The organism is Pseudomonas putida (genome assembly GCF_028682175.1).
GTDB classification, from domain to species: domain Bacteria; phylum Pseudomonadota; class Gammaproteobacteria; order Pseudomonadales; family Pseudomonadaceae; genus Aquipseudomonas; species Aquipseudomonas putida_AD.
Map to the genome: position 1 here is coordinate 13,677 of NZ_JANHKS010000016.1, position 21,095 is coordinate 34,771.

At 59.7% G+C, this 21,095-nt stretch carries 19 protein-coding genes; 5 read left to right on the forward strand and 14 right to left on the reverse strand.

The window, feature by feature from the left end; genetic code table 11:
• Window positions 1–46 precede the first annotated feature (46 nt).
• The 8 genes from NPS29_RS13485 to NPS29_RS13520 form a co-directional block, all read right to left on the reverse strand.
• Complete coding sequence (locus NPS29_RS13485) at window positions 47–937, reverse strand: ABC transporter permease subunit (protein ID WP_274133144.1); 891 nt, start codon at window positions 935–937, stop codon at window positions 47–49.
• The gene (locus NPS29_RS13490) at window positions 934–1,854 is read right to left on the reverse strand and encodes an ABC transporter permease subunit (protein WP_274133145.1); all 921 of its coding nucleotides are present in this window, start codon (window positions 1,852–1,854) and stop codon (window positions 934–936) included. The genes NPS29_RS13485 and NPS29_RS13490 overlap by 4 nt, the downstream gene beginning before the upstream one ends.
• Entirely contained in the window at window positions 1,851–2,993 is a 1,143-nt protein-coding gene (gene potA, locus NPS29_RS13495) for a polyamine ABC transporter ATP-binding protein (protein WP_274133146.1), read from the reverse strand. The genes NPS29_RS13490 and potA overlap by 4 nt, the downstream gene beginning before the upstream one ends.
• A 54-nt stretch (window positions 2,994–3,047) precedes the next feature.
• Complete coding sequence (locus NPS29_RS13500) at window positions 3,048–4,142, reverse strand: polyamine ABC transporter substrate-binding protein (protein ID WP_274133147.1); 1,095 nt, start codon at window positions 4,140–4,142, stop codon at window positions 3,048–3,050.
• 273 nt (window positions 4,143–4,415) lie between these two features.
• Complete coding sequence (locus NPS29_RS13505) at window positions 4,416–5,513, reverse strand: polyamine ABC transporter substrate-binding protein (protein WP_274133148.1); 1,098 nt, start codon at window positions 5,511–5,513, stop codon at window positions 4,416–4,418.
• 239 nt (window positions 5,514–5,752) lie between these two features.
• A complete protein-coding gene (locus NPS29_RS13510; protein WP_274133149.1) occupies window positions 5,753–7,117 on the reverse strand; it encodes an aspartate aminotransferase family protein in 1,365 nt (454 codons plus the stop codon).
• A 72-nt stretch (window positions 7,118–7,189) separates the two neighbouring features.
• On the reverse strand, window positions 7,190–8,548 hold the full coding sequence (locus tag NPS29_RS13515; protein WP_274133150.1) for a glutamine synthetase family protein: 1,359 nt from the start codon (window positions 8,546–8,548) through the stop codon (window positions 7,190–7,192).
• Window positions 8,549–8,590: 42 nt separating this feature from the next.
• The gene (locus NPS29_RS13520; RefSeq protein ID WP_274133151.1) at window positions 8,591–9,385 is read right to left on the reverse strand and encodes a gamma-glutamyl-gamma-aminobutyrate hydrolase family protein; all 795 of its coding nucleotides are present in this window, start codon (window positions 9,383–9,385) and stop codon (window positions 8,591–8,593) included.
• A 277-nt stretch (window positions 9,386–9,662) separates the two neighbouring features.
• On the opposite strand from NPS29_RS13520, the gene NPS29_RS13525 reads away from it, so the two are divergent.
• Window positions 9,663–11,039, forward strand: a complete 1,377-nt coding sequence (locus tag NPS29_RS13525; RefSeq protein ID WP_274133152.1) for a glutamine synthetase family protein — start codon at window positions 9,663–9,665, stop codon at window positions 11,037–11,039.
• A 237-nt stretch (window positions 11,040–11,276) separates the two neighbouring features.
• The gene (locus NPS29_RS13530; RefSeq protein ID WP_274133153.1) at window positions 11,277–11,918 is read left to right on the forward strand and encodes a TetR/AcrR family transcriptional regulator; all 642 of its coding nucleotides are present in this window, start codon (window positions 11,277–11,279) and stop codon (window positions 11,916–11,918) included.
• Between the two features lie 152 nt (window positions 11,919–12,070).
• On the opposite strand, the gene NPS29_RS13535 is transcribed toward NPS29_RS13530, so the two are convergent.
• The 6 genes from NPS29_RS13535 to NPS29_RS13560 form a co-directional block, all read right to left on the reverse strand.
• Window positions 12,071–12,286 carry a TOBE domain-containing protein gene (locus NPS29_RS13535; RefSeq protein ID WP_062379390.1) on the reverse strand — a complete coding sequence of 72 codons (216 nt, stop codon included), beginning with the start codon at window positions 12,284–12,286 and terminating at the stop codon, window positions 12,071–12,073.
• A 51-nt stretch (window positions 12,287–12,337) separates the two neighbouring features.
• Window positions 12,338–13,147 (reverse strand): aliphatic sulfonates ABC transporter ATP-binding protein, encoded by an 810-nt coding sequence (gene ssuB, locus NPS29_RS13540; RefSeq protein ID WP_274133158.1) that lies wholly within the window; start codon window positions 13,145–13,147, stop codon window positions 12,338–12,340.
• A complete protein-coding gene (ssuC, locus tag NPS29_RS13545; protein WP_274133160.1) occupies window positions 13,144–13,932 on the reverse strand; it encodes an aliphatic sulfonate ABC transporter permease SsuC in 789 nt (262 codons plus the stop codon). The genes ssuB and ssuC overlap by 4 nt, the downstream gene beginning before the upstream one ends.
• Window positions 13,933–13,959: 27 nt before the next feature.
• Window positions 13,960–14,925 (reverse strand): sulfonate ABC transporter substrate-binding protein, encoded by a 966-nt coding sequence (locus NPS29_RS13550; RefSeq protein WP_274133162.1) that lies wholly within the window; start codon window positions 14,923–14,925, stop codon window positions 13,960–13,962.
• 352 nt (window positions 14,926–15,277) lie between these two features.
• On the reverse strand, window positions 15,278–15,916 hold the full coding sequence (locus tag NPS29_RS13555; RefSeq protein ID WP_274133164.1) for a peroxiredoxin: 639 nt from the start codon (window positions 15,914–15,916) through the stop codon (window positions 15,278–15,280).
• Window positions 15,917–16,060: 144 nt separating this feature from the next.
• Window positions 16,061–17,440, reverse strand: a complete 1,380-nt coding sequence (locus NPS29_RS13560) for an OprD family porin (RefSeq protein WP_274133166.1) — start codon at window positions 17,438–17,440, stop codon at window positions 16,061–16,063.
• Window positions 17,441–18,217: 777 nt separating this feature from the next.
• On the opposite strand from NPS29_RS13560, the gene tauA reads away from it, so the two are divergent.
• From tauA to tauC, 3 genes are all read left to right on the forward strand, one after another.
• Window positions 18,218–19,195 (forward strand): taurine ABC transporter substrate-binding protein, encoded by a 978-nt coding sequence (gene tauA / locus NPS29_RS13565; RefSeq protein ID WP_274133167.1) that lies wholly within the window; start codon window positions 18,218–18,220, stop codon window positions 19,193–19,195.
• 223 nt (window positions 19,196–19,418) lie between these two features.
• Window positions 19,419–20,210 (forward strand): taurine ABC transporter ATP-binding subunit, encoded by a 792-nt coding sequence (gene tauB, locus NPS29_RS13570; RefSeq protein WP_274133168.1) that lies wholly within the window; start codon window positions 19,419–19,421, stop codon window positions 20,208–20,210.
• Window positions 20,207–21,052, forward strand: a complete 846-nt coding sequence (gene tauC, locus NPS29_RS13575; RefSeq protein ID WP_274133169.1) for a taurine ABC transporter permease TauC — start codon at window positions 20,207–20,209, stop codon at window positions 21,050–21,052. The genes tauB and tauC overlap by 4 nt, the downstream gene beginning before the upstream one ends.
• The last annotated feature ends 43 nt before the right edge of the window (window positions 21,053–21,095 follow it).

The following is a 21,095-nucleotide window of genomic DNA, read 5'->3' on the forward strand; positions in this document are numbered from 1 at the left end:
AGATTCTCCAGGTTGGCCACGCGATGGTGGCCAACCTGACTTCAGATCAAGCCGCTTCCGGCGCCGGAGCGCGGCGTACGTCCGGCTGTTTCCAGCCATCAGCCGCTGCTTCTTCAATAGCCTGCTGAATCGCACGCTTGCGGGCGTTTTCAGCGCGGCGGGTGAAGAACCACACCAGGAAGGTCGCGATCGACACCGCCAGCAGGATCAGACTGGCAATGGCGTTGATCTCAGGCTTCACGCCCAGGCGCACCGCCGAGAACACTTCCATCGGCAGGGTCGTCGAGCCAGGCCCCGAGACGAAGCTCGCCAGTACCAGGTCATCCAGCGACAGCGCGAACGACATCATGCCGCCCGCCGCCAGAGACGGCGCGATCATCGGGATGGTGATCAGGAAGAACACCTTCCACGGACGCGCCCCCAGGTCCATCGCAGCCTCTTCGATGGACATGTCCAGCTCACGCAGGCGGGCCGACACCACCACCGCCACATACGCCGCACAGAACGTCGTGTGGGCGATCCAGATGGTGACGATGCCACGCTCCTGCGGCCAGCCGATCATCTGCGCCATGGCCACGAACAGCAGCAACAGCGACAGGCCGGTAATCACCTCAGGCATGACCAGCGGCGCCGTCACCAGCCCGCCGAAGAACGTGCGGCCCTTGAAGCGGGTCACGCGGGTCAGCACGAAGGCGGCCATGGTGCCCAGGGCCACTGCGGCGATGGACGTGTAGCAGGCGATTTCCAGCGAGCGCATCACCGCGCTCATCAACTGGGTGTTGTCCAGCAGGCCCACGTACCACTTCACCGACCAGCCGCCCCACACCGTCACAAGCTTGGAGGCGTTGAACGAGTAGATCACCAGGATGACCATCGGGGCGTAGATGAAGATCAGGCCCAGCACCAGCATCAGGTTCGAGAATCGGAAGCTTCTCATGCTTTGCCCTCCAGTTCTTTGGCCTGGCTACGGTTGAACAGAATAATTGGCACGATGAGGATCAACAGCATCACCACCGCCAGCGAAGACGCCACCGGCCAGTCGCGGTTGTTGAAGAACTCTTGCCACAGGACTTTACCGATCATCAGCGTCTCGGGGCCGCCCAGCAATTCAGGGATGACGAACTCGCCCACCACCGGAATGAACACCAGCATGCAGCCGGCGATGATGCCGTTCTTGGACAGCGGCACGGTGATCTTCCAGAAGCTGTTGAAGGTGCTCGAACCCAGGTCCGATGCCGCTTCCAGCAGGCTCTGGTCGTGCTTCACCAGGTTGGCGTACAGCGGCAGGATCATGAACGGCAAATAGGAATAAACGACACCAATGTAGACCGCGAGGTTGGTGTTGAGGATCTGCAACGGCTCGCTGATGACGCCCAGCCACATCAGGAAGGCGTTGAGCAGACCGTTGTTGCTGAGGATACCCATCCAGGCATAGACGCGGATCAGGATCGCGGTCCAGGTCGGCATCATGATCAGCAGCAACAGCACGGTCTGCATTTCCTTGCGGGCAATGGAAATGCCGTAGGCCATCGGATAGCCGATCAGCAGGCACAGCAAGGTGCTGAAGAAGGCCATCTTCAACGAGCCCAGGTACGCCGAGATGTACAGGTCATCGCCGGTCAGCAACGAGTAGTTGGCGAAGTTGAGCACGATGTCGAGCTTCTGCTCGGCGTAGGAGAAGATCTCGGTGTACGGCGGAATCGCGACGTCGGCTTCAGCGAAACTGATCTTGATGACGATCAGAAACGGCAGCGCGAAGAACAGGAACAGCCACAGGAATGGAACCCCGATGACCGCCTGACGGCCATTGGGCGTGATGCGTTGCAGCGTGCGTTTGAGTTTTCGGATTTTCATGAGCGCAGTACCACGCCGCTGTCGTCTTCCCACCACACGTAGACTTCATCGTCCCAGGTAGGACGCGCGCCACGGCGTTCGGCGTTGGCCACGAAGGACTGAACCAGCTTGCCGCAGGCCAGTTGCACGTAGAACACCGAGTGACCGCCCAGATAGGCGATGTCGTGGACCTTGCCGCGCGACCAGTTGTATTCGTAGGTCGGCTGCTCGGTGGTGATGAGCAGTTTCTCCGGACGAATCGCGTAGGTGATCTGCTTGTCTTCCACCGAGGTGCTGATGCCGTGGCCGACGAAGATATTGCGTTCAAGCTCGGGGCTGCGGATCAATGCGTGGCCTTCCATGTCCTCGATGACTTCGCCGTCGAACAGGTTGACGTTACCGATGAATTCGCAGACCAGGCGGCTGGTCGGGGTCTCGTAGATGTCCACCGGGCTGCCGATCTGGGCGATCCAGCCCAGGTGCATGATCGCGATACGCTGGGCCATGGTCATGGCCTCTTCCTGGTCGTGGGTCACCATCACGCAAGTCACGCCGACGCGCTCGATGATCTCCACCAGTTCCAGTTGCATCTGCGAGCGCAGTTTCTTGTCCAGTGCGCCCATGGGCTCATCGAGCAGCAGCAGTTTCGGCTTCTTGGCCAGCGAGCGGGCGAGTGCCACGCGCTGACGCTGACCACCGGAAAGCTGGTGTGGCTTGCGCTTGGCGTACTGGGTCATCTGCACCAGCTTGAGCATCTCGGCCACGCGGGCGTCGATCTCGGCCTTGGGCAGTTTGTCCTGCTGCAGGCCGAAGGCGATGTTCTGCGCCACGGTCATGTGTGGAAACAGCGCGTAGGACTGGAACATCATGTTGATAGGACGTTCGTACGGCGGCATGTCAGTGATGTCGACGCCATCGAGGAAAATGCGCCCCTCGGTAGGCCGCTCGAAACCGGCCAGCATGCGCAGCAACGTGGACTTGCCCGAACCAGAACCGCCAAGCAGGGCGAAAATCTCGCCTTTGTTGATCTGCAGAGACACATCGTCCACAGCAACCGTCTCGTCGAACTTTTTGGTGACCCGATCGATTTTGACCAGCACCTGTTTAGGTTGCTGACCACCCTCAAGGGCTTTTTTGTAGGCGCCGGAGGCAACTGCCATGGGTGAAACTCCCAACTGTTTTTGCACCCGGCCACTACGGCCGGGCGCCTGGTCTTATTTACCGGATTTGATCTTGGTCCAGCTGCGCGTCATGACGCGCTGAATTTTCGGCGGCAACTCGGAGTTGACGTACAGCCGCTTCTGCACGTCGGCCGGTGGATACACCGCCTCGTCGTTACGGATTTCCTGATCCATCAGTTCGCCCGAAGCCGGGTTCGGGTTGGCGTATCCCACCTGGTCGCTGACCTTGGCGATCACGTCAGGCTTGAGGATGTAGTTGATGAATGCGTGAGCGGCTTTGACGTCCGGGGCATCGGCCGGAATCGCCAGCATGTCGAACCACAGGTTGCCGCCCTCTTTGGGAATTGCGTAGGCGATGTTCACGCCCTTGCCCGCTTCTTCGGCACGGGCCTTGGCCTGGAACACGTCGCCGGAGAAGCCGGCCGCGATGCAGATGTCACCGTTGGCCAGGTCCGTGATGTATTTGGAGGAGTTGAAGTAGGTCACGTAAGGACGGACCTTGAGCAACTTGTCTTCAACTTTCTTGTAGTCTTTCTCGTCGGTGCTGTTGGGGTTCAGGCCCATGTAGTTCAGCACGGCGGGCATCATTTCATCTGCCGAATCGAGGAAGGCCACTCCGCACTTCTGCAGCTTCTTGATGTTCTCGGGTTCGAACAGCACGGCCCAAGAATCGATGGTGTCGACGCCCAGCACTTCCTTGATCTTGTCGACGTTGTAGCCAATGCCGTTGGTGCCCCACAAATACGGCACGGCGTACTGGTTACCCGGATCGTTCTTCTCCAGGCGCTTCATCAGTTCGGGGTCGAGGTTGGAATAATTGGGGAGTTGCGACTTGTCGAGCTTCTGGAACGCACCGGCCTTGATCTGCTTGCCAAGGAAGTGGTTGGAGGGCACTACCACGTCATAACCGGTGTGACCGGCCAGCAGCTTGCCTTCCAGGGTTTCGTTGGAGTCGAAGACGTCGTACTTGGTCTTGATCCCGGTGGTGGACTCGAAGTCCGCCAGGGTCGTGGTGCCGATGTAATCGGACCAGTTATAAATGCGGACAGTGGATTCCGCGTAAGCACCGACGGCGAGCGTCAGGCCGGCTCCGAGCAGCAAGCCTTTGGAAAATAAAGAAATAGACACGTTTGCAGTCCTTTTCAGTAGTTGGGCCTGTTGCCCGTGCCGAGGGCAGCCGTGGCCGCCTGAAACAAATCCGGCGCGCAACTTACCTTCGATAAACCCTTGTCGCAAAAAGAATTTTTTCTTACATCGAAGAACACACATCGTCTGTAGGAGTGAGCTTGCTCGCGATTGCGATCTGTCGGATACGAATCTGTTGACTGACTCACCGCAATCGCGAGCAAGCTCACTCCTACAGAGGCAAAGCGCGTGCTGCCGAAACAGCACGCTACAGGCTTACTTGCCCGACTTGATGTTGGTCCAGCTGCGGGTCATCAGGCGTTGAGTCGCTGCCGGCAGGTCGGCGATGGCGTACAACTTGGCCAGGACATCAGCAGGTGGATACACACCCGGGTCGGAAGTGATTTCCTTGTCAACGAACTCGGTCGCAGCCTTGTTACCGTTCGGGAAGTGAACGGCGTTGGTGATTTCAGCCATCACCTTCGGTTGCAGCAGGAAGTTCATGAACTTGTAGGCGCCGTCGACGTTTTCTGCGTCTTTTGGAATGGCGACCATGTCGTAGAAGCTGCCAGCGCCTTCTTTCGGAATGTTGTAGCTGACCTTGATCTTGCCACCGGCTTCTTCAGCACGGGCCTTGGCCTGGTACACGTCACCCGAGTAACCCACGGCTACGCAGATGTTGCCGTTGGCCAGGTCGGAGATGTACTTGGAGGAGTGGAAATAGGTGACCGAAGGACGAATCTTCTTGAACAGCGCTTCAGCTTTCTCGATGTCTTCTTTCTTCTGGCTGTCGGTTGGCAGGCCCAGGTAATGCAGCGCCACTGGCAGCATTTCGGTCGGCGAATCCAGGAAGCTCACGCCGCAGGCTTTCAGCTTGGCTGCGTTTTCAGGCTTGAACAGCAGGTCCCACGAGTTGACCGGGGCGTCGGCGCCCAGTGCAGCCTTGACCTTCTCGGCGTTGTAGCCGATACCGATCGAACCCCACATGTACGGGAAGGCGTGCTTGTTGTCAGGGTCGCTGACGGACACGGCTTTCAACAGTGCAGGGTCCAGGTTTTTGTAGTTGGGCAGCTTGGACTTGTCCAGCTCCTGGTAAACACCGGCCTTGATCTGCTTGGCCAGGAAGTTGTTGGATGGCACAACGATGTCGTAGCCCGACTTGCCAGCCAGCAATTTGGCTTCCAGAGTCTCGTTGCTGTCGAAGACGTCGTACACCACTTTGATGCCGGATTCTTTTTCGAAATCGGCAATGGTGTTCGGTGCGATGTAGTCGGACCAGTTATAGACGTGCAGAACTTTGTCATCGGCGTGTGCGGCCGCAGCCACTGCGCCCATCATGGACAACGCGAGGAGGGTTTTGCCAAATTTCTTCATTCGTACAGCTCCAGTGTTTTTATGTTAGCGGCGACTAAAACAACCGTTAGTCTGGCAATTTCCTGGGCGGCCTTACAAGCGCACCTGCCCGCCATGTTGCATAACTTTCAAAGATTTCATCTGCACGCCAACACCTTCCCCGTCCTGTAGGAGTGAGCTTGCTCGCGATAGCGTCCACTCAGACGCTGCATCTGCGACTGACAAACCGCAATCGCGAGCAAGCTCACTCCTACAGTCCATCACTTACTCAACTCAGCCAGGGTCAGATCCAGGCATTTGCGTGCCTTTTCCACCAGCTCATCGATCTCGGCAAAGCTGATGACCAGCGGTGGCGAGATAATCATGGTGTCGCCCACTGCCCGCATGATCAGCCCGTTATTGAAGCAGAAGTTGCGGCAGATCATGCCTACACCAAGACCCTCGTAACGCTTGCGAGTTGCCTTGTCCTTGACCAGCTCGATGGCCCCGAGCAAACCGACGCCACGCACCTCACCCACCAGCGGATGATCGTTCAACTCGCGCAAACGCTTCTGCAAGTATGGTGCCGTTTCCGACTTGACCCGCTCCACGATCCTCTCGTCGCGCAGGATGCGAATGTTTTCCAGACCCACCGCTGCCGCCACCGGGTGCCCCGAGTAGGTGAAGCCGTGGTTGAAGTCCCCGCCCTCGTTCAGCACCTTGACCACTTCATCGCGCACGATGACGCCGCCCATGGGGATGTAGCCGGAGGTCAGGCCCTTGGCGATGGTCATCAGGTCAGGTTTGAGATCGAAGAAATCGCTACCGAACCACTCACCGGTGCGGCCAAAACCACAGATCACCTCATCGGCCACGAACAGGATGTCGTACTTGGCCAGGATCTCCTTGATCTTCGGCCAGTAGGTGGCTGGCGGTACGATCACGCCGCCTGCACCCTGGATCGGCTCGGCGATGAATGCACCGACGTTGTCTTCGCCGACTTCGAGAATTTTCTTTTCCAGTTGCTCGGCAGCCCAGACGCCGAACTCATCCGGGGTCATGTCGCCGCCTTCATCGAACCAGTAAGGCTGCGGGATATGAACGATGCCGGGAATCGGCAGATCGCCCTGCTCATGCATGTACGTCATGCCACCCAGGCTCGCGCCCGCCACGGTGGAGCCGTGGTAGCCGTTCATGCGGCTGATGATGGTTTTCTTCGAAGGCTTGCCCTTCACCGCCCAGTAGTGACGAACCATGCGCAGCACGGTGTCGTTACCTTCGGAGCCGGAACCAGTGAAGAACACGTGGTTCATGCCTTCTGGGGCGATGTCGGCAATCGCCTTGGCCAACTGCAATGCAGGCGGGTGGGCGGTCTGGAAGAACAGGTTGTAATAAGGCAGCTCGCGCATCTGCTTGCTGGCGGCGTCCGCCAGTTCGTCGCGGCCATAGCCCACGGCCACGCACCACAGGCCGGCCATGCCGTCGAGGATCTTGTTGCCTTCGCTGTCCCAGAGATAAACGCCCTTGGCGTTGGTGATGATGCGCGGGCCTTTCTCTTTAAGCTGTTTGAAGTCGCTGAATGGCGCCAGGTGATGGTCGCTGCTGAGGGCTTGCCATTCGCGGGTCTGCGGGTTGTTGGAACTCATGAACCACTCCATTAGCTGTGTATCGCGTGTCGGCGCCGCTGGCCCGCGAAGGCCGGGCGGCGCCTGTGATCTTCAGACGGCGAAGAGCAGGAATTCCCGCTCCCACGAACTGATCACACGCTTGAAGTTTTCGTGCTCGGCGCGCTTGACCGCGACGTAGCCGGTGACAAATGTCTTGCCCAGGTATTTCTCGACGGTCTTGCTGTTTTCCATCCGCTCCAGCGCGTCCTCGATGGTCAGCGGCAGGCGCAGGTTGCGGCGCTCATAACCGCGACCCACGACTGGCGCGCTCGGATTCAAACCCTCGACCATGCCGATATAGCCGCACAGCAGGCTCGCGGCGATGGCCAGGTACGGGTTGGCATCGGCGCCCGGCAGACGGTTCTCGACGCGGCGGTTCTGCGGGCCGGCATCCGGTACGCGCAGGCCGACCGTGCGGTTTTCCTCGCCCCACTCCACGTTCACCGGCGCCGAGGTATCGGGCAGGAAGCGGCGGAACGAGTTGACGTTCGGCGCGAACAGCGGCAACAGCTCGGGGATCAGCTTCTGCAAGCCACCGATGTGGTGCAGGAACAGCTGGCTCATGGTCCCGTCTTCATTGGAGAAGATGTTCTTGCCGGTCTCCATGTCGACGATACTCTGGTGCAGGTGCATCGCACTGCCAGGCTCGCCGGTCATGGGCTTGGCCATGAAGGTGGCGGCCACGTCGTGCTTGAGCGCGGCTTCACGCATGGTGCGCTTGAACACCAGGATCTGGTCGGCCAGTGATAGCGCATCGCCGTGACGGAAGTTGATTTCCATCTGCGCGGTGCCGTCTTCGTGAATCAGTGTGTCCAGGTCCAGGTGCTGCAATTCGCACCAGTCGTAGACATCTTCGAACAGCGGGTCGAATTCGTTGGCCGCCTCGATGGAGAACGACTGGCGACCGGTTTCCGGGCGGCCCGAACGGCCAACCGGTGGCTGCAGCGGGTAGTCGGGGTCTTCGCTGCGCTTGGTCAGGTAGAACTCCATCTCCGGCGCCACGATCGGCTTCCAGCCACGGTCTGCATAGAGTTGCAGCACTTTCTTCAATACGTTGCGCGGCGACAGCTCGATAGGGTTGCCTTGCTTGTCGTAGGTGTCGTGAATCACCTGCGCGGTAGGCTCGATGGCCCAGGGCACCAGATACACCGCGTTCTGGTCAGGACGGCAGAACATGTCGATGTCTGCGGCGTCCAGCAACTCGTAGTAGATGTCGTCTTCGACGTAATCGCCGGTCACGGTCTGCAGCAATACGCTCTCCGGCAAGCGCATGCCCTTTTCGGCAATGAACTTGTTGGTCGGAGCGATCTTGCCGCGGGTGATACCGGTAAGGTCGGCGATCAGGCACTCGACTTCGGTAATCCTGTGTTCTTTCAACCAATCGGTGAGCTGGTCGAGGTTGGTACTCATAAATACCTCAGGGGTTTCAGTTCCTGGTCGTCGTCATGGCGATCAGGCGTTCTTTGACGCTTGCGCGTCGCGTTGTATCGCACGCTTTCGACAGGCATCGCCAAATGCCTGCAGGATTGAAAGATAGTCCGGGTTCTGCGTGACCTGCCACTCCGGGTGCCATTGAACGCCCAGTGCAAACACGTCAGATGAAGCAAAAGCCGCGCCCGCAGGAACGGAGATCGCTTCGATCAAGCCATCCGGGGCTTTCGCCTCGACTCGCAGACCAGGTGCAAGACGCTCGATGCCCTGTCCATGAATTGAATTGACACGAATTTCTTCACCCAGCCCCAGACCCGCCAACAGGCCACCGGCCTCGATGTGCATCGGATGGCTCGGAGCATATTGAATTTCAACGGGTTCATTGTCCGGTTCACGATGATCCATGAACGTTCCAGTCTCGTGAACCTTCTGGTGAAGACTGCCACCAAACGCCACATTCATCTCCTGAAAACCGCGGCAAATGCCCAAGACAGGCACGCCGGCGGCCACAGCGGCACGAATAAGGGGTAAGGTGGTGTGGTCGCGTGCAGGATCATGAGCAGTCCCCGGCGCGCTGGCAGGACCACTATAGTGATAGGGTTCGACGTTGGATGGAGAACCGGTGAAGAGCAAGCCATCGACCGCCGCGAGTATGTCGGCAGGATCGAGCAGCTCTGCCAGTGACGGCAGAATCAGCGGCAGGCCCTTGGCAGCGACGGCAACTGCGCGGACGTATTTGTCGCCACTGATGTGATAGGCATGCGAGCCGATTTGCTGAGTGCAGGCGGTGACGCCGATCAGCGGAAGGCGAGACATGTGACCCCCGGTATTATTGCTGTTATGGGTTGCAAACGAGCTTAGCCTTGTTCATTTTTTTACACAACAGCCCCGTAAAAAATAAAACACGCCCCGCTCAAGATCGCAGTTCCCAAGACCTCCAGCGTCCTTTTTCTGCCCTAAAGTGCGGCAAAAATGGCCTTGAGGCGCCGTTTTAGGGCAAAACAGGGCTCTCTTGACTTCAATCGGGCTTTCGGATTGACTGAACCCCGTAATGCTCGATGATTGATATTTTCAACAACAAAGGTGTTGCATCATGTCGGTACCCCCGCGTGCCGTTCAGCTCAACGAAGCGAACGCGTTCCTTAAGGAACATCCTGAGGTTCTATACGTTGACCTTCTGATTGCAGATATGAATGGCGTGGTGCGCGGCAAGCGCATTGAACGCACCAGCCTTCATAAGGTTTACGAAAAAGGCATCAACCTCCCAGCTTCTCTTTTCGCACTGGATATCAACGGCTCGACGGTGGAAAGCACCGGTCTTGGCCTGGACATCGGTGACGCTGACCGAATCTGTTATCCAATCCCCGACACTCTCTGCAACGAGCCTTGGCAGAAGCGTCCTACCGCACAACTTTTGATGACCATGCACGAGCTGGAAGGCGAGCCGTTCTTCGCTGATCCACGTGAAGTGCTGCGCCAGGTGGTGACCAAGTTCGACGAACTGGGCCTGACCATCTGCGCGGCGTTCGAGCTCGAGTTCTACCTGATCGACCAGGAGAACGTGAACGGTCGTCCACAGCCGCCACGCTCGCCGATCTCCGGCAAACGTCCGCACTCGACACAGGTCTACCTGATCGACGACCTGGACGAATACGTCGACTGCCTCCAGGACATTCTGGAAGGTGCCAAGGAGCAAGGCATTCCTGCCGACGCCATCGTCAAGGAAAGTGCCCCGGCGCAGTTCGAAGTGAACCTGCATCACACCGCCGACGCGCTCAAAGCCTGCGACTACGCGGTACTGCTCAAGCGACTGATCAAGAACATCGCCTACGACCATGAAATGGATACCACCTTCATGGCCAAGCCTTACCCAGGCCAGGCGGGCAACGGACTGCACGTTCACATCTCGATCCTGGATCGCGATGGCAAAAACATCTTCACCAGCGAGGATCCCGAGCAGAACGCCGCATTACGTCATGCGATCGGCGGTGTGCTCGAGACCCTGCCGGCGCAGATGGCGTTCCTTTGCCCGAACGTCAACTCGTATCGCCGGTTCGGTGCCCAGTTCTACGTGCCCAACTCGCCGACCTGGGGGCTGGACAACCGTACGGTCGCGGTTCGCGTGCCTACCGGTACCGCCGATGCCGTGCGTATCGAACACCGCGTCGCGGGCGCCGATGCCAACCCGTACCTGCTGATGGCGTCGGTTCTGGCCGGTATCCACCACGGCCTGACCAACAAGGTCGAGCCGACCGCGCCGGTCGAAGGCAACTCGTACGAGCAGCATGAGCAGAGCCTGCCGAACAACCTGCGCGATGCCCTGCGCGAGCTGGACGACAGCGAGATCATGGCGAAGTACATCGATCCGAAGTACATCGATATCTTCGTCGCGTGCAAGGAAAGTGAGCTGGAAGAGTTCGAACATTCCATCTCCGACCTTGAGTACAACTGGTATCTGCATACCGTGTGACGGTTGTGTGAAATAAAAAGAACGCCTCCAGCCGTTGCGGTTGGGGGCGTTTTTTATTTTAGACGCCGCAGCAGATCGTTCTGCTTTGTCTGTTCTGACGTCATCGCGAGCAAGCTCACTCCTACAGGAATCGGCGCGCACCTGTAGGAGTGAGCTTGCTCGCGATGACGTAAGCGCAGGCGCCACAAATCGATGCCTCGCGTACAATGCCTGCGGCCCCGATCAAGAGAGCAAGCAATGACCCGCCCCGCCACACCCCGCAAACCCCGTGCACGCAGTCAGGCGCGGATCGATTCGATCCTCGATGCTGCACGCACCCTGCTGGCGTCCGATGGCGTGGCGAGCCTGTCGATCTACAGCGTGGCCGAACGCGCGGAGATACCGCCGTCATCGGTCTATCACTTCTTCGCCAGCGTCCCGGCGCTGCTGGAGGCCCTGACCGCAGACGTTCACGCAGCCTTCCGGGAAAGCCTTCAGCAGCCCATCGATCACGCCCAGCTCGGCACCTGGCATGACCTCTCGCGCCTGGTCGAGACACGCATGCTGCACATCTACAGCATCGATGCCGCAGCCCGCCAGTTGATCCTCGCCCAGCACGGCCTGACCGAAGTCACCCAGGCCGACCGCCAGCACGACGTAGAACTGGGCAACCTGATGCATGAGCTGTTCGCCAGGCATTTCCAGTTGCCAGCCCTGCCCGACGACGTCGAGGTCTTCGCCCTGGCGCTGGAACTGGCCGACCGCGTCTACGCCCGCTCGGTGCAACTGCACAACACCATCACCCCGCGCATGGCCGAGGAAGGCCAGCGGGTGTTCGATGCGTATCTGGGGTTGTATCTGCCGCCTTTCCTGCCTAAGCGCTCACATGTCACCACGTAGCAGCACGGCTTGCCGGCGGGAGCGGTGTATCAGGCGAATTATTCGTCGCTGACACACCGCTCCCGCCGGCAAGCCGTGCTGCTACGGGTATGTGTTGAACATAAAAAACCCCGAAGGGCTCGCACCCTTCGGGGTTGTTCACAACGCACCGATCACAACTTGGCGATCGACACCTCGGTGGATTTCACGAAGGCGATCACTTCGCTGCCCACCACCAGTTCAAGCTCCTTCACGGAACGCGTGGTGATGACGGAAGTGACGATGCCCGATGCGGTCTGCACGTCGATTTCGGACAGTACGTCGCCGGTGACGATTTCCTTGATGGTGCCTTTGAACTGGTTACGTACGTTGATGGCTTTGATTGTCATGGTATGGCTTCCTTTGTGAGATCGGTTCCGGGCGCAGTATTGCGCCGGGATTCAGTTGGCCCAGCGCAGTTGCGTGGGCAGGGGTGAAGTCGGTTCGGGTTCGGGCGGGCTACCGGGAAGCGCCAGCACGCGGTTCAATACTTCGGTTTCCAGCGTGGCCAGGCGATGAGAGCCGCGAGCCCTGGGGCGCGCCAGATCGACCTGCAGATCCAGGCCAATACGACCCTCCTCGATCAGCAGCACGCGGTCGGCGATGGCCACCGCTTCGCTGACGTCGTGGGTCACCAGCAGCACGGTGAAGCCATGCTTCTGCCACAGGCGTTCGATCAGTTGCTGCATCTCGATACGGGTCAGGGCATCCAGCGCCCCGAGGGGCTCGTCCAGCAGCAACAGGCGCGGCTGGTGGATCAACGCCCGGGCCAGCGCCACACGCTGCTTCTGCCCACCGGACAGCGCAGCGGGCCACTCCTCGGCGCGCTCGGCCAGGCCCACGGCGTCCAGCGCCTCCAGGGCCTTGCCGCGCCAGTCGCCACTGAGGCCCAGGCCTACGTTGTCGATGATCTTTTTCCACGGCAGCAGGCGCGCTTCCTGAAACATCAGGCGGGTGTCTTCCCGCGCATCGGCCAGCGACGCCGTGCCAGCCAGCAGTTGCCCCGCCGAAGGCTTGTCCAGCCCTGCGAGCAAGCGCAACAGAGTACTTTTGCCGCATCCGCTGCGGCCCACCACGGCCACGAACTGGCCGGCCGGAATGTGCAGGTCGATGTCCTTGAGGACTTCCCGTGAGCCGAAGGTCTTCTTCAGCTTGCGGACCTGCAGCGGAATGCCGCGCAGCAGGTTTGCCGGTTGTTGAAGGTTGCTCATCGTGCACCACCCTTAGCCACTTGATACGCCGGGTGCCAACGCAGGCAGACCCGCTCCAGACCACGCGCCGCGAGGTCTGCCAGTTTGCCGAGGACGGCGTACAGAACGATGGCCAGTACCACCACGTCGGTCTGCAGGAATTCGCGGGCGTTCATCGCCAGATAACCGATACCCGAGCTTGCCGAGATGGTTTCGGCGACGATCAGCGTCAGCCACATGAAGCCCAGGGCAAAGCGCACGCCGACCAGGATCGAAGGCATCGCCCCCGGCAGGATCACATGACGGAACAGCGAGAAACCGGACAGCCCGTAGCTGCGGGACATTTCCACCAGGGTCGGATCAATGTTGCGAATGCCGTGGTAGGTGTTCAGGTAGATCGGGAACAGGGTGCCGAGGGCCACCAGGAAAATCTTTGCGCTCTCGTCGATGCCGAACCACAGGATCACCAGCGGAATCAGCGCCAGGTGCGGCACGTTGCGGATCATCTGCACCGAGCTGTCCAGCAGGCGCTCGCCCCATTTGGACAAGCCGGTGATGAACCCCAGGGTCAGGCCGATGCTGCCACCGATGGCAAAGCCGATCGCTGCGCGCCAGCCGCTGATCGCCAGGTGGGTCCAGATCTCGCCGCTGCGCACCAGGGTCACGCCAGCTTCAATCACCGCACTGGGCGCCGGCAGGATGCGCGTTGACAGCCAGCCGGCGCTCACCGCCAGTTGCCAGATAGCCAGCAACAGGACGGGGAGCAGCCAGGGCGCCAGTCGGTGAGTGATTTTTTCCACGCTCATGGAGTTGTCTCCTCTTAATGCCAGGGCTTACTGTGCTTTCGCGACAGCAGCGGGTGGCGTCCAGATCACATCGGCGATGCTGAGCGGTTTGGGGATCAACTTCAGTTGGTAGAAGGTGTCGGCGATTTTCTGTTGCGCGGCGATGGTTTCAGGGGTGATGAACAGCGCCCCGTAGCCCTGGCGCTTGACCGAGGTCCTGGTGATGTTTTCCGGCAGGCCCAGCAGCGGCGCAACCTGTTTGGTGACTTCATCCGGGTTGGCCTTGGACCATTCGCCCACGGCGCGCACTTCTTCGATCAGCGTCTGGATCACTTTCGGATGCTGTTGCGCGTAGGGTTTGGTCGCCAGGTAGAACTGGTTGTTGTCGACGATGCCTTTGCCGTCACGCAGGGTCTTGGCCTGCAACTGTTGTTCGGCGGCGGCCTGGTACGGGTCCCAGATCACCCAGGCATCGACGCTGCCACGCTCGAAGGCGGCGCGGGCATCGGCGGGCGGCAGGAATACGGTCTGGATGTCGCTGTATTTGAGGCCGGCCTCTTCCAGGGCCCGCACCAGCAGATAGTGGACGTTGGAGCCTTTGTTGAGGGCGACTTTCTTGCCCTTGAGGTCCTTGACCGAGGTAATGGGCGAATCCTTGGGCACCAGAATCGCTTCGCTGGTCGGCGCTGGCGGCTCGGAAGCCACATAGAGCAGATCGGCGCCAGCGGCCTGGGCAAACACGGGCGGGGTTTCGCCGGTCACGCCGAAATCGATGGAGCCCACGTTCAGGCCTTCGAGCAGTTGCGGGCCGCCGGGGAATTCGGTCCATTGCACTTGCACGCCCTGGTCTGCGAGTTTCTTCTCAAGCGACCCCTTGGCCTTGAGCAGCACCAGCGTGCCGTACTTCTGGTAACCGATGCGCAGGGTATCGGCCTGGGCTTGAGTGAGAACACCGAAGGACACCGCCGCAGCAAACAGAGCGACCAGGCCTCGACGCAAAATAACTGTGCTCATGGCACGCTCCTTTGCTGTAGCAATTTATGGTTGCACCTGCTTGGCCGATGGCGGACGAGTAAGGCGTCATGGGGATTCATTGCCGGCGCACTGGCCGGGACGGAGAGACCTTAACAGGGGCTTTTTATTCTTTAAAATCATATTTATTCATTTGGTTAGCACTGGATTGAATATATGAAGTTACCGTAGCAGCACGGCTTGCCGGCGGGGGCGGCGTGTCAGTGACGAATAATCCGCCTGACACGCCGCCCCCGCCGGCAAGCCGTGCTGCTACGGAGCGAGGTGGCCTGGAAATCACGGACAAAAAAAGGGCCGATAAATCGGCCCGAATGTCGTGGTTGAAACGGATGGATCAGCGGTTGGGCTGCGGGGTCAGGCGAAGGTACGGCGTAACGGCCTTGTAGCCCTTGGGGAAGCGTTCCTTGATCTCGGCCTCGTCCTTGATCGAAGGCACGATCACGACGTCTTCACCGTCCTTCCAGTTCGCAGGCGTGGCGACCTTGTAGTTGTCGGTCAACTGCAGCGAATCGATCACCCGCAGAATCTCGTGGAAGTTCCGGCCGGTGCTGGCCGGGTAGGTGATGGTCAGGCGCACTTTCTTGTTCGGGTCGATCACGAACAACGAGCGCACGGTCAGGGTTTCGCTGGCGTTGGGGTGGATCAGGTCGTACAGCTCGGAGACCTTGCGGTCGGCGTCGGCCAGGATCGGGAAATTGACGATGGTGTTCTGGGTGGTGTTGATATCGTCGATCCACTTGATGTGGGAGTCGACCGGGTCAACTGACAGGGCAATGGCCTTCACATTGCGCTTTTCGAATTCATCCTTGAGTTTGGCGGTAAAGCCCAGCTCGGTGGTGCAGACCGGCGTGAAATCGGCGGGGTGCGAAAACAGCACCGCCCACTTGCCGCCCAGCCACTCGTGGAATTTGATCCGTCCTTCGCTGGAATCCTGTTCGAAGTCCGGGGCGATGTCGCCGAGTTTCAGTCCCATACAAGCGTGCTCCTTTGGCTGTGAGTTATCGGGTTACTGTGCCTGTGCGGCCTTTGAAAATAAAAGACCGAAAAACCATGGCGTCAAATCTTTCGGGCATAAAAAAACCCCGCCGAAGCGGGGTTTCTTTCAACTGACCAATGCTTATTTGAAAGCGTAGGTGTAGTTGAAGATCAGACGAGTCTGGTCAGCATCGGAGATGCGGGTGTTCTGAGCAGCAGTACCGTGGTTGTCGAAGTTCGAACGGTAGTTGGCACGACGCAGGGTAGCGCCGAAGCCTTTCAGAGGACCGTCCTGGAACACGTAGTCGATACGCATGTCGCGTTCCCACTCGGAGCTGTCACCCACGTTTGCACCGCTGGTTGCCTTGATGTTGGTACCTTTGAGGTAGGCAATCGCAGCCTTCAGGCCAGGGACACCCACACGAGCGAAGTCGTAGGAGTACTGACCGAAGTTGGTGGTTTCACCAGCACGGGCGAACTGACCGATCATGGAGTCGGTGAACAGGTAGAAGCTCGAACCACCCAGGCCTTCACCGTGAGTTGCTGCGGTGCCGTCTTTGGTGATGTTGCCGTTGTTCATCCAGACGAAGCCGCCGTCGTCACCCACGTCCTGGTGACCAACCATCAGAGCATGGCCGCCCAACTGGTAAGTGAACATCGCCGACCAGGTTTTGTTGTCGACTTCGCCAGCGTTCTTGGCATAACCACCGTTGTTGTTGAAGCGGTAGCCAGCGTCGCCGTTCTTGCCGTCGGAACGGCTGTCGAAGTAGCGCAGGTCAGTCTTGAACGACTGGTCGTCAGCGATCGGAAAGACGTGTACCAGACCCAGGAAAGTCTGCTTGTAGTAGTCTTCCAGCTGCGAGTGGTAAGCCTGCAGGGTCAGGTCTTTGGTGACTTTCCAGTCAGCACCGGCGTAGGTGAAGCTGTTGGAGTCTTCGGTGCCGCCTGCAACGGCCAGGCCGCCGTAGTTGCTCGAAGCACGGCCAGCAGCGTGGGTCAGCTTACCGGCGTTGAAGGTCCAGCCATCCAGTTCCTTGGAAGTGATGGTGCCGCCTTCGAAGGTTTGTGGCAGCAGACGACCGTCGTTCGCAACCAGGATCGGCAGGTTCGGCTGCAGGGCGTTACCCAGTTTCAGCTCGGTCTTGGAGATCTTGGCTTTCACGTTGCCACCCAGACGCGACCAACTGTCAACGGACGAACCGTCGGTGTCAGTCGGGAAGAAGGTGTTCGCGGTGGTGTTGGTGTGGTGGTCAATGCCGCCGCCCAGGTGGATACCGTACATGCCTTGTACGTCCAGACCGAAGCCGACGGTGCCCGGGGTGTAGCCGGAGATGAAGTTGAACAGCAGACCTTCGGCGGTTTCGCGCTGATCTTGTGCACGAACGCCTTCACGCAGGTCGTTTTCGAAATACATGGTACGGGAACTGAGGGTTGCCTTGCTGTCTTCCAGGAAACCAGCTGCTCCAGCCTGAGTGGCCATCACACCAAAAGATACGGCCAAGGCCAGGGTGGACTTCTTCATTGTGTTTCGCTCCTCTTGAATCTAATTTTTGTAGTTCGTTGGTCATGGCCAACTGGCTCAAGACCGCGGATGCGCGATTAGCGCTGGACCCGACTCGGTGAGTCAATGGACCTCAGACTAATTGACTAGACCGCTCTAACAGCTGGCTGCAAGGTAAGGGAAATCCTTTAAACCTAAAAAGACTTTGTGAGTCTGTTTTTATGCTAAACAGTTATATGTCACAAGCCGTTTCAGCCGTCCGTTGCGGAGTGTATCGGCGTCTTTACCTAATTCCCAAAAAATATTTCTAAACCGTTCGTCAGATCGATTGGTTTCGGCACATCGTACGACCGGAACCAGACTGCTCAGTCACTGTCTCGCTGTGAAACAGGATGAGAAGCGAATACGTAACTATCTGAAAAATAAGAAATTGAGAAATGGGTAGACCCGATTGTTACAGTTGTCACCCTGCTGTCCGTCTCTTTTTTGGATGAAAGTGGAATTAACTCATCAGTTAACTGGCAAAAACCGGCTACGCTGATTCGCCACTCAAATCCAGGATGGCGTGGGCGTGATCCCTCCCGCCTCGGGCAAGCGCGCAGATCTTATTTAGAAAATGTGACAGATCAATGAATGGTCATCTTACTGTCGTAATTTTCTGCACCGCCCCGCACAGGCGCCCTGCGCGACCATCCTTTCATCTCTAAGCTCATGCAAAAAAGTTATTTATTTCGCATTTCTTAGCTCATTTACGCTCCGCATCATCAGCCACGGTCTGCCTTGATTCGGAGCCCCACCATGAAACTGCCCAACCCTCTTCGTCTGCTCGCAGCCCTGTCGCTGGCAGGCTCTGCCTTGATTGCCCAGGCGGCCGACTTCACCGTCGCCTACCAGACCACCGTGGATCCGGCGAAAGTCGCGCAGGCCGACGGCGCCTATGAAAAAGCCACCGGCTCGAAGATCGCCTGGCGCAAATTCGACAACGGCGCGGATGTCATCACCGCCATCGCTTCGGGCGACGTGCAGATCGGCTACCTGGGCTCCAGCCCGCTGACGGCCGCAGCCACCCGCAAGCTGCCGGTCGAGACGTTCCTGATCGCCACCCAGATTGGCGCCGCCGAAGCGCTGGTGGCGCGCAATGGCTCAGGGATCAACAGCCCGCAGGATCTGATCGGCAAGAAGATCGCCGTGCCTTTCGTGTCCACCGGCCACTACAGCCTGCTGGCGGCGTTGAAACACTGGAACATCGACCCGTCCAAGGTAACCATCCTCAACCTTGCGCCGCCTGCCATCGCAGCGGCCTGGCAGCGCGGCGACATCGACGCCACCTACGTCTGGGACCCGGCACTGGGCGTGGCCAAGGAAACCGGCAAGGTGCTGATTACGTCCGGCGAACTGGCCAAACTCGGCGCACCGACCTTCGATGCCTGGATCGTGCGCAAGGACTTCGCCGACAAGCATCCTGACCTGGTCAAAGCCTTCGCCAAGACCACCCTTGATGCCTACGCCGACTACCGCAAGGATCCCGCCGCCTGGCTCGCCAACGGCAAGAACGTCGACAAGCTGGTGACCCTCTCCGGCGCCAAGGCGGCTGACATCCCGGGCCTGCTGCAGGGCAACGTCTACCCGCTGGCCGGCGATCAAGTGAAGGAACTGGGCGCGCCGACCACCGAAGCCATCGGCAAGACCGCCGCCTTCCTCAAGGAGCAGGGCAAGGTCGATGCGGTACTGGCGGACTACACCCCGTACGTCAGCGCCAGGTTCGTTACCCAGTAGCAGGGGGCGTCCTCAAGATCGTTCCCGCGGGCAAGCCCGGCTGCTACGGGAATTGCGGCGAACATTTATTCGGGGAACACCCGAATTCCGTAGCAGCACGGCTTGCCGGCGGGGGCGTCCTTGAGATCGCCTTCGCGGGCGAGCCCGCTCCCACAGAAATTGCGGCGAACACATATTCGGGGAACACCCGAAATCCGCCTATCAACCAACCGGAGTCATTGCCATGGCCTTGTTGAACCTTGCGCGCATCAGCGCACAGTATCCCGGCGCGGCCAGCCCCGTGCTGTCGGATATTTCGTTGAGCCTGGGCCCGCAGCAGTTGCTGGTCGCGCTGGGTCCTTCGGGCAGCGGCAAGACTTCGCTGCTGAATCTGATCGCAGGTTTCGTCGAGCCCAGTGCCGGGCGCATCACCCTGGATGGCGTTCCGGTCAAAGGCCCGAGTGCCGAGCGCGGCGTGGTGTTTCAGGACGATGCCCTGCTGCCCTGGCAAGACGTGCTGGCCAACGTGGCCTTCGGCCTTGAGCTGGCAGGCGTGCCGCGAGCACAGCGCGAAGCCAAGGCGCGGGAAATGCTGGCACTGGTTGACCTGGCGGGCTTCGAGAAGCGCCGCGTCTGGCAACTGTCAGGCGGGCAAAAGCAGCGCGTCGGCCTGGCCCGTGCACTGGCCGCCGATCCGCGAGTGCTGCTGATGGACGAGCCTTTTGGCGCGCTGGACGCCTTCACCCGGGAACAGATGCAGGAGTTGCTGCTGCAAGTCTGGCAACGCAGCGCCAAGCCGGTGTTCCTGATTACTCACGACATCGAGGAAGCGGTTTTCCTCGCGACCGACCTGATCCTGCTGGCGCCCAATCCGGGCCAGATCGTCGAGCACCTGAAACTGGATTTCGGCCAGCGCTATGGCGCAGGTGAGTCGGCGCGGGCGATCAAGTCCGATCCGAAATTCATCGAAACCCGCGAGCACGTGCTGGCTCGGGTGTTTTCACAACGCCAGGCCACCGTGGAGCAACGCGCATGAGCCAGTTTCAGTCCACCCAGGCGGGCGAAACCCTCGCCACGCCCACCTCGGCCAAGGTTGCGTCAAAGCGCCTGAACCTGAGTACTCGCGCCATCAGCGTGTTGACGCTGCTTGTCCTGCTGGGCAGTTGGTGGCTGGTGACCGCTTTCGAATGGGTCGAGCCGCTGTTTCTGCCGCCGCCCTCGGCCGTGCTGGAAAAGGCCTGGCTGTTGATGACCAAAGGCTACATGGATTCCACCCTGTGGCAGCATCTGGGCGCCAGCCTGCAACGCATTGGCCTGGCCTTGGGCGCTGCGGTGCTGACGGCAATTCCGGTGGGCATCGCCATCGGCCACAACCGCATCGCCCGCGGCATCTTCGATCCGCTGATCGAGTTCTATCGCCCGATTCCGCCACTGGCCTACCTGCCGCTGATCGTGATCTGGTGCGGTATCGGCGAATTCTCCAAGGTGCTGCTGATTTATCTGGCGATCTTCGCGCCGATTGCCATCGCCACCGCGACAGGCGTGCGCACTGTCGACAGCGCCAAGCTGCGCGCCGCGCAATCGTTGGGCGCCACTCGCTGGCAATTGATTCGCCACGTGATCCTGCCCAGCGCCCTGCCCGACATCCTGACCGGCGTGCGCATTGGTCTGGGCGTGGGCTGGTCAACCCTGGTGGCCGCCGAACTGATCGCCGCCACCAGTGGCCTGGGCTTCATGGTGCAGTCAGCGGCGCAGTTCCTGGTCACCGATGTGGTGGTGCTGGGAATCCTGGTCATCGCACTGATCGCCTTTGCCCTGGAGATGGGCCTGCGCGCCCTGCAACGCAAGCTTGTGCCCTGGCACGGGCAGAACCACTGAGCTGACGCCCTTTACAACACTGACCACGCCGGCACATCGGCGC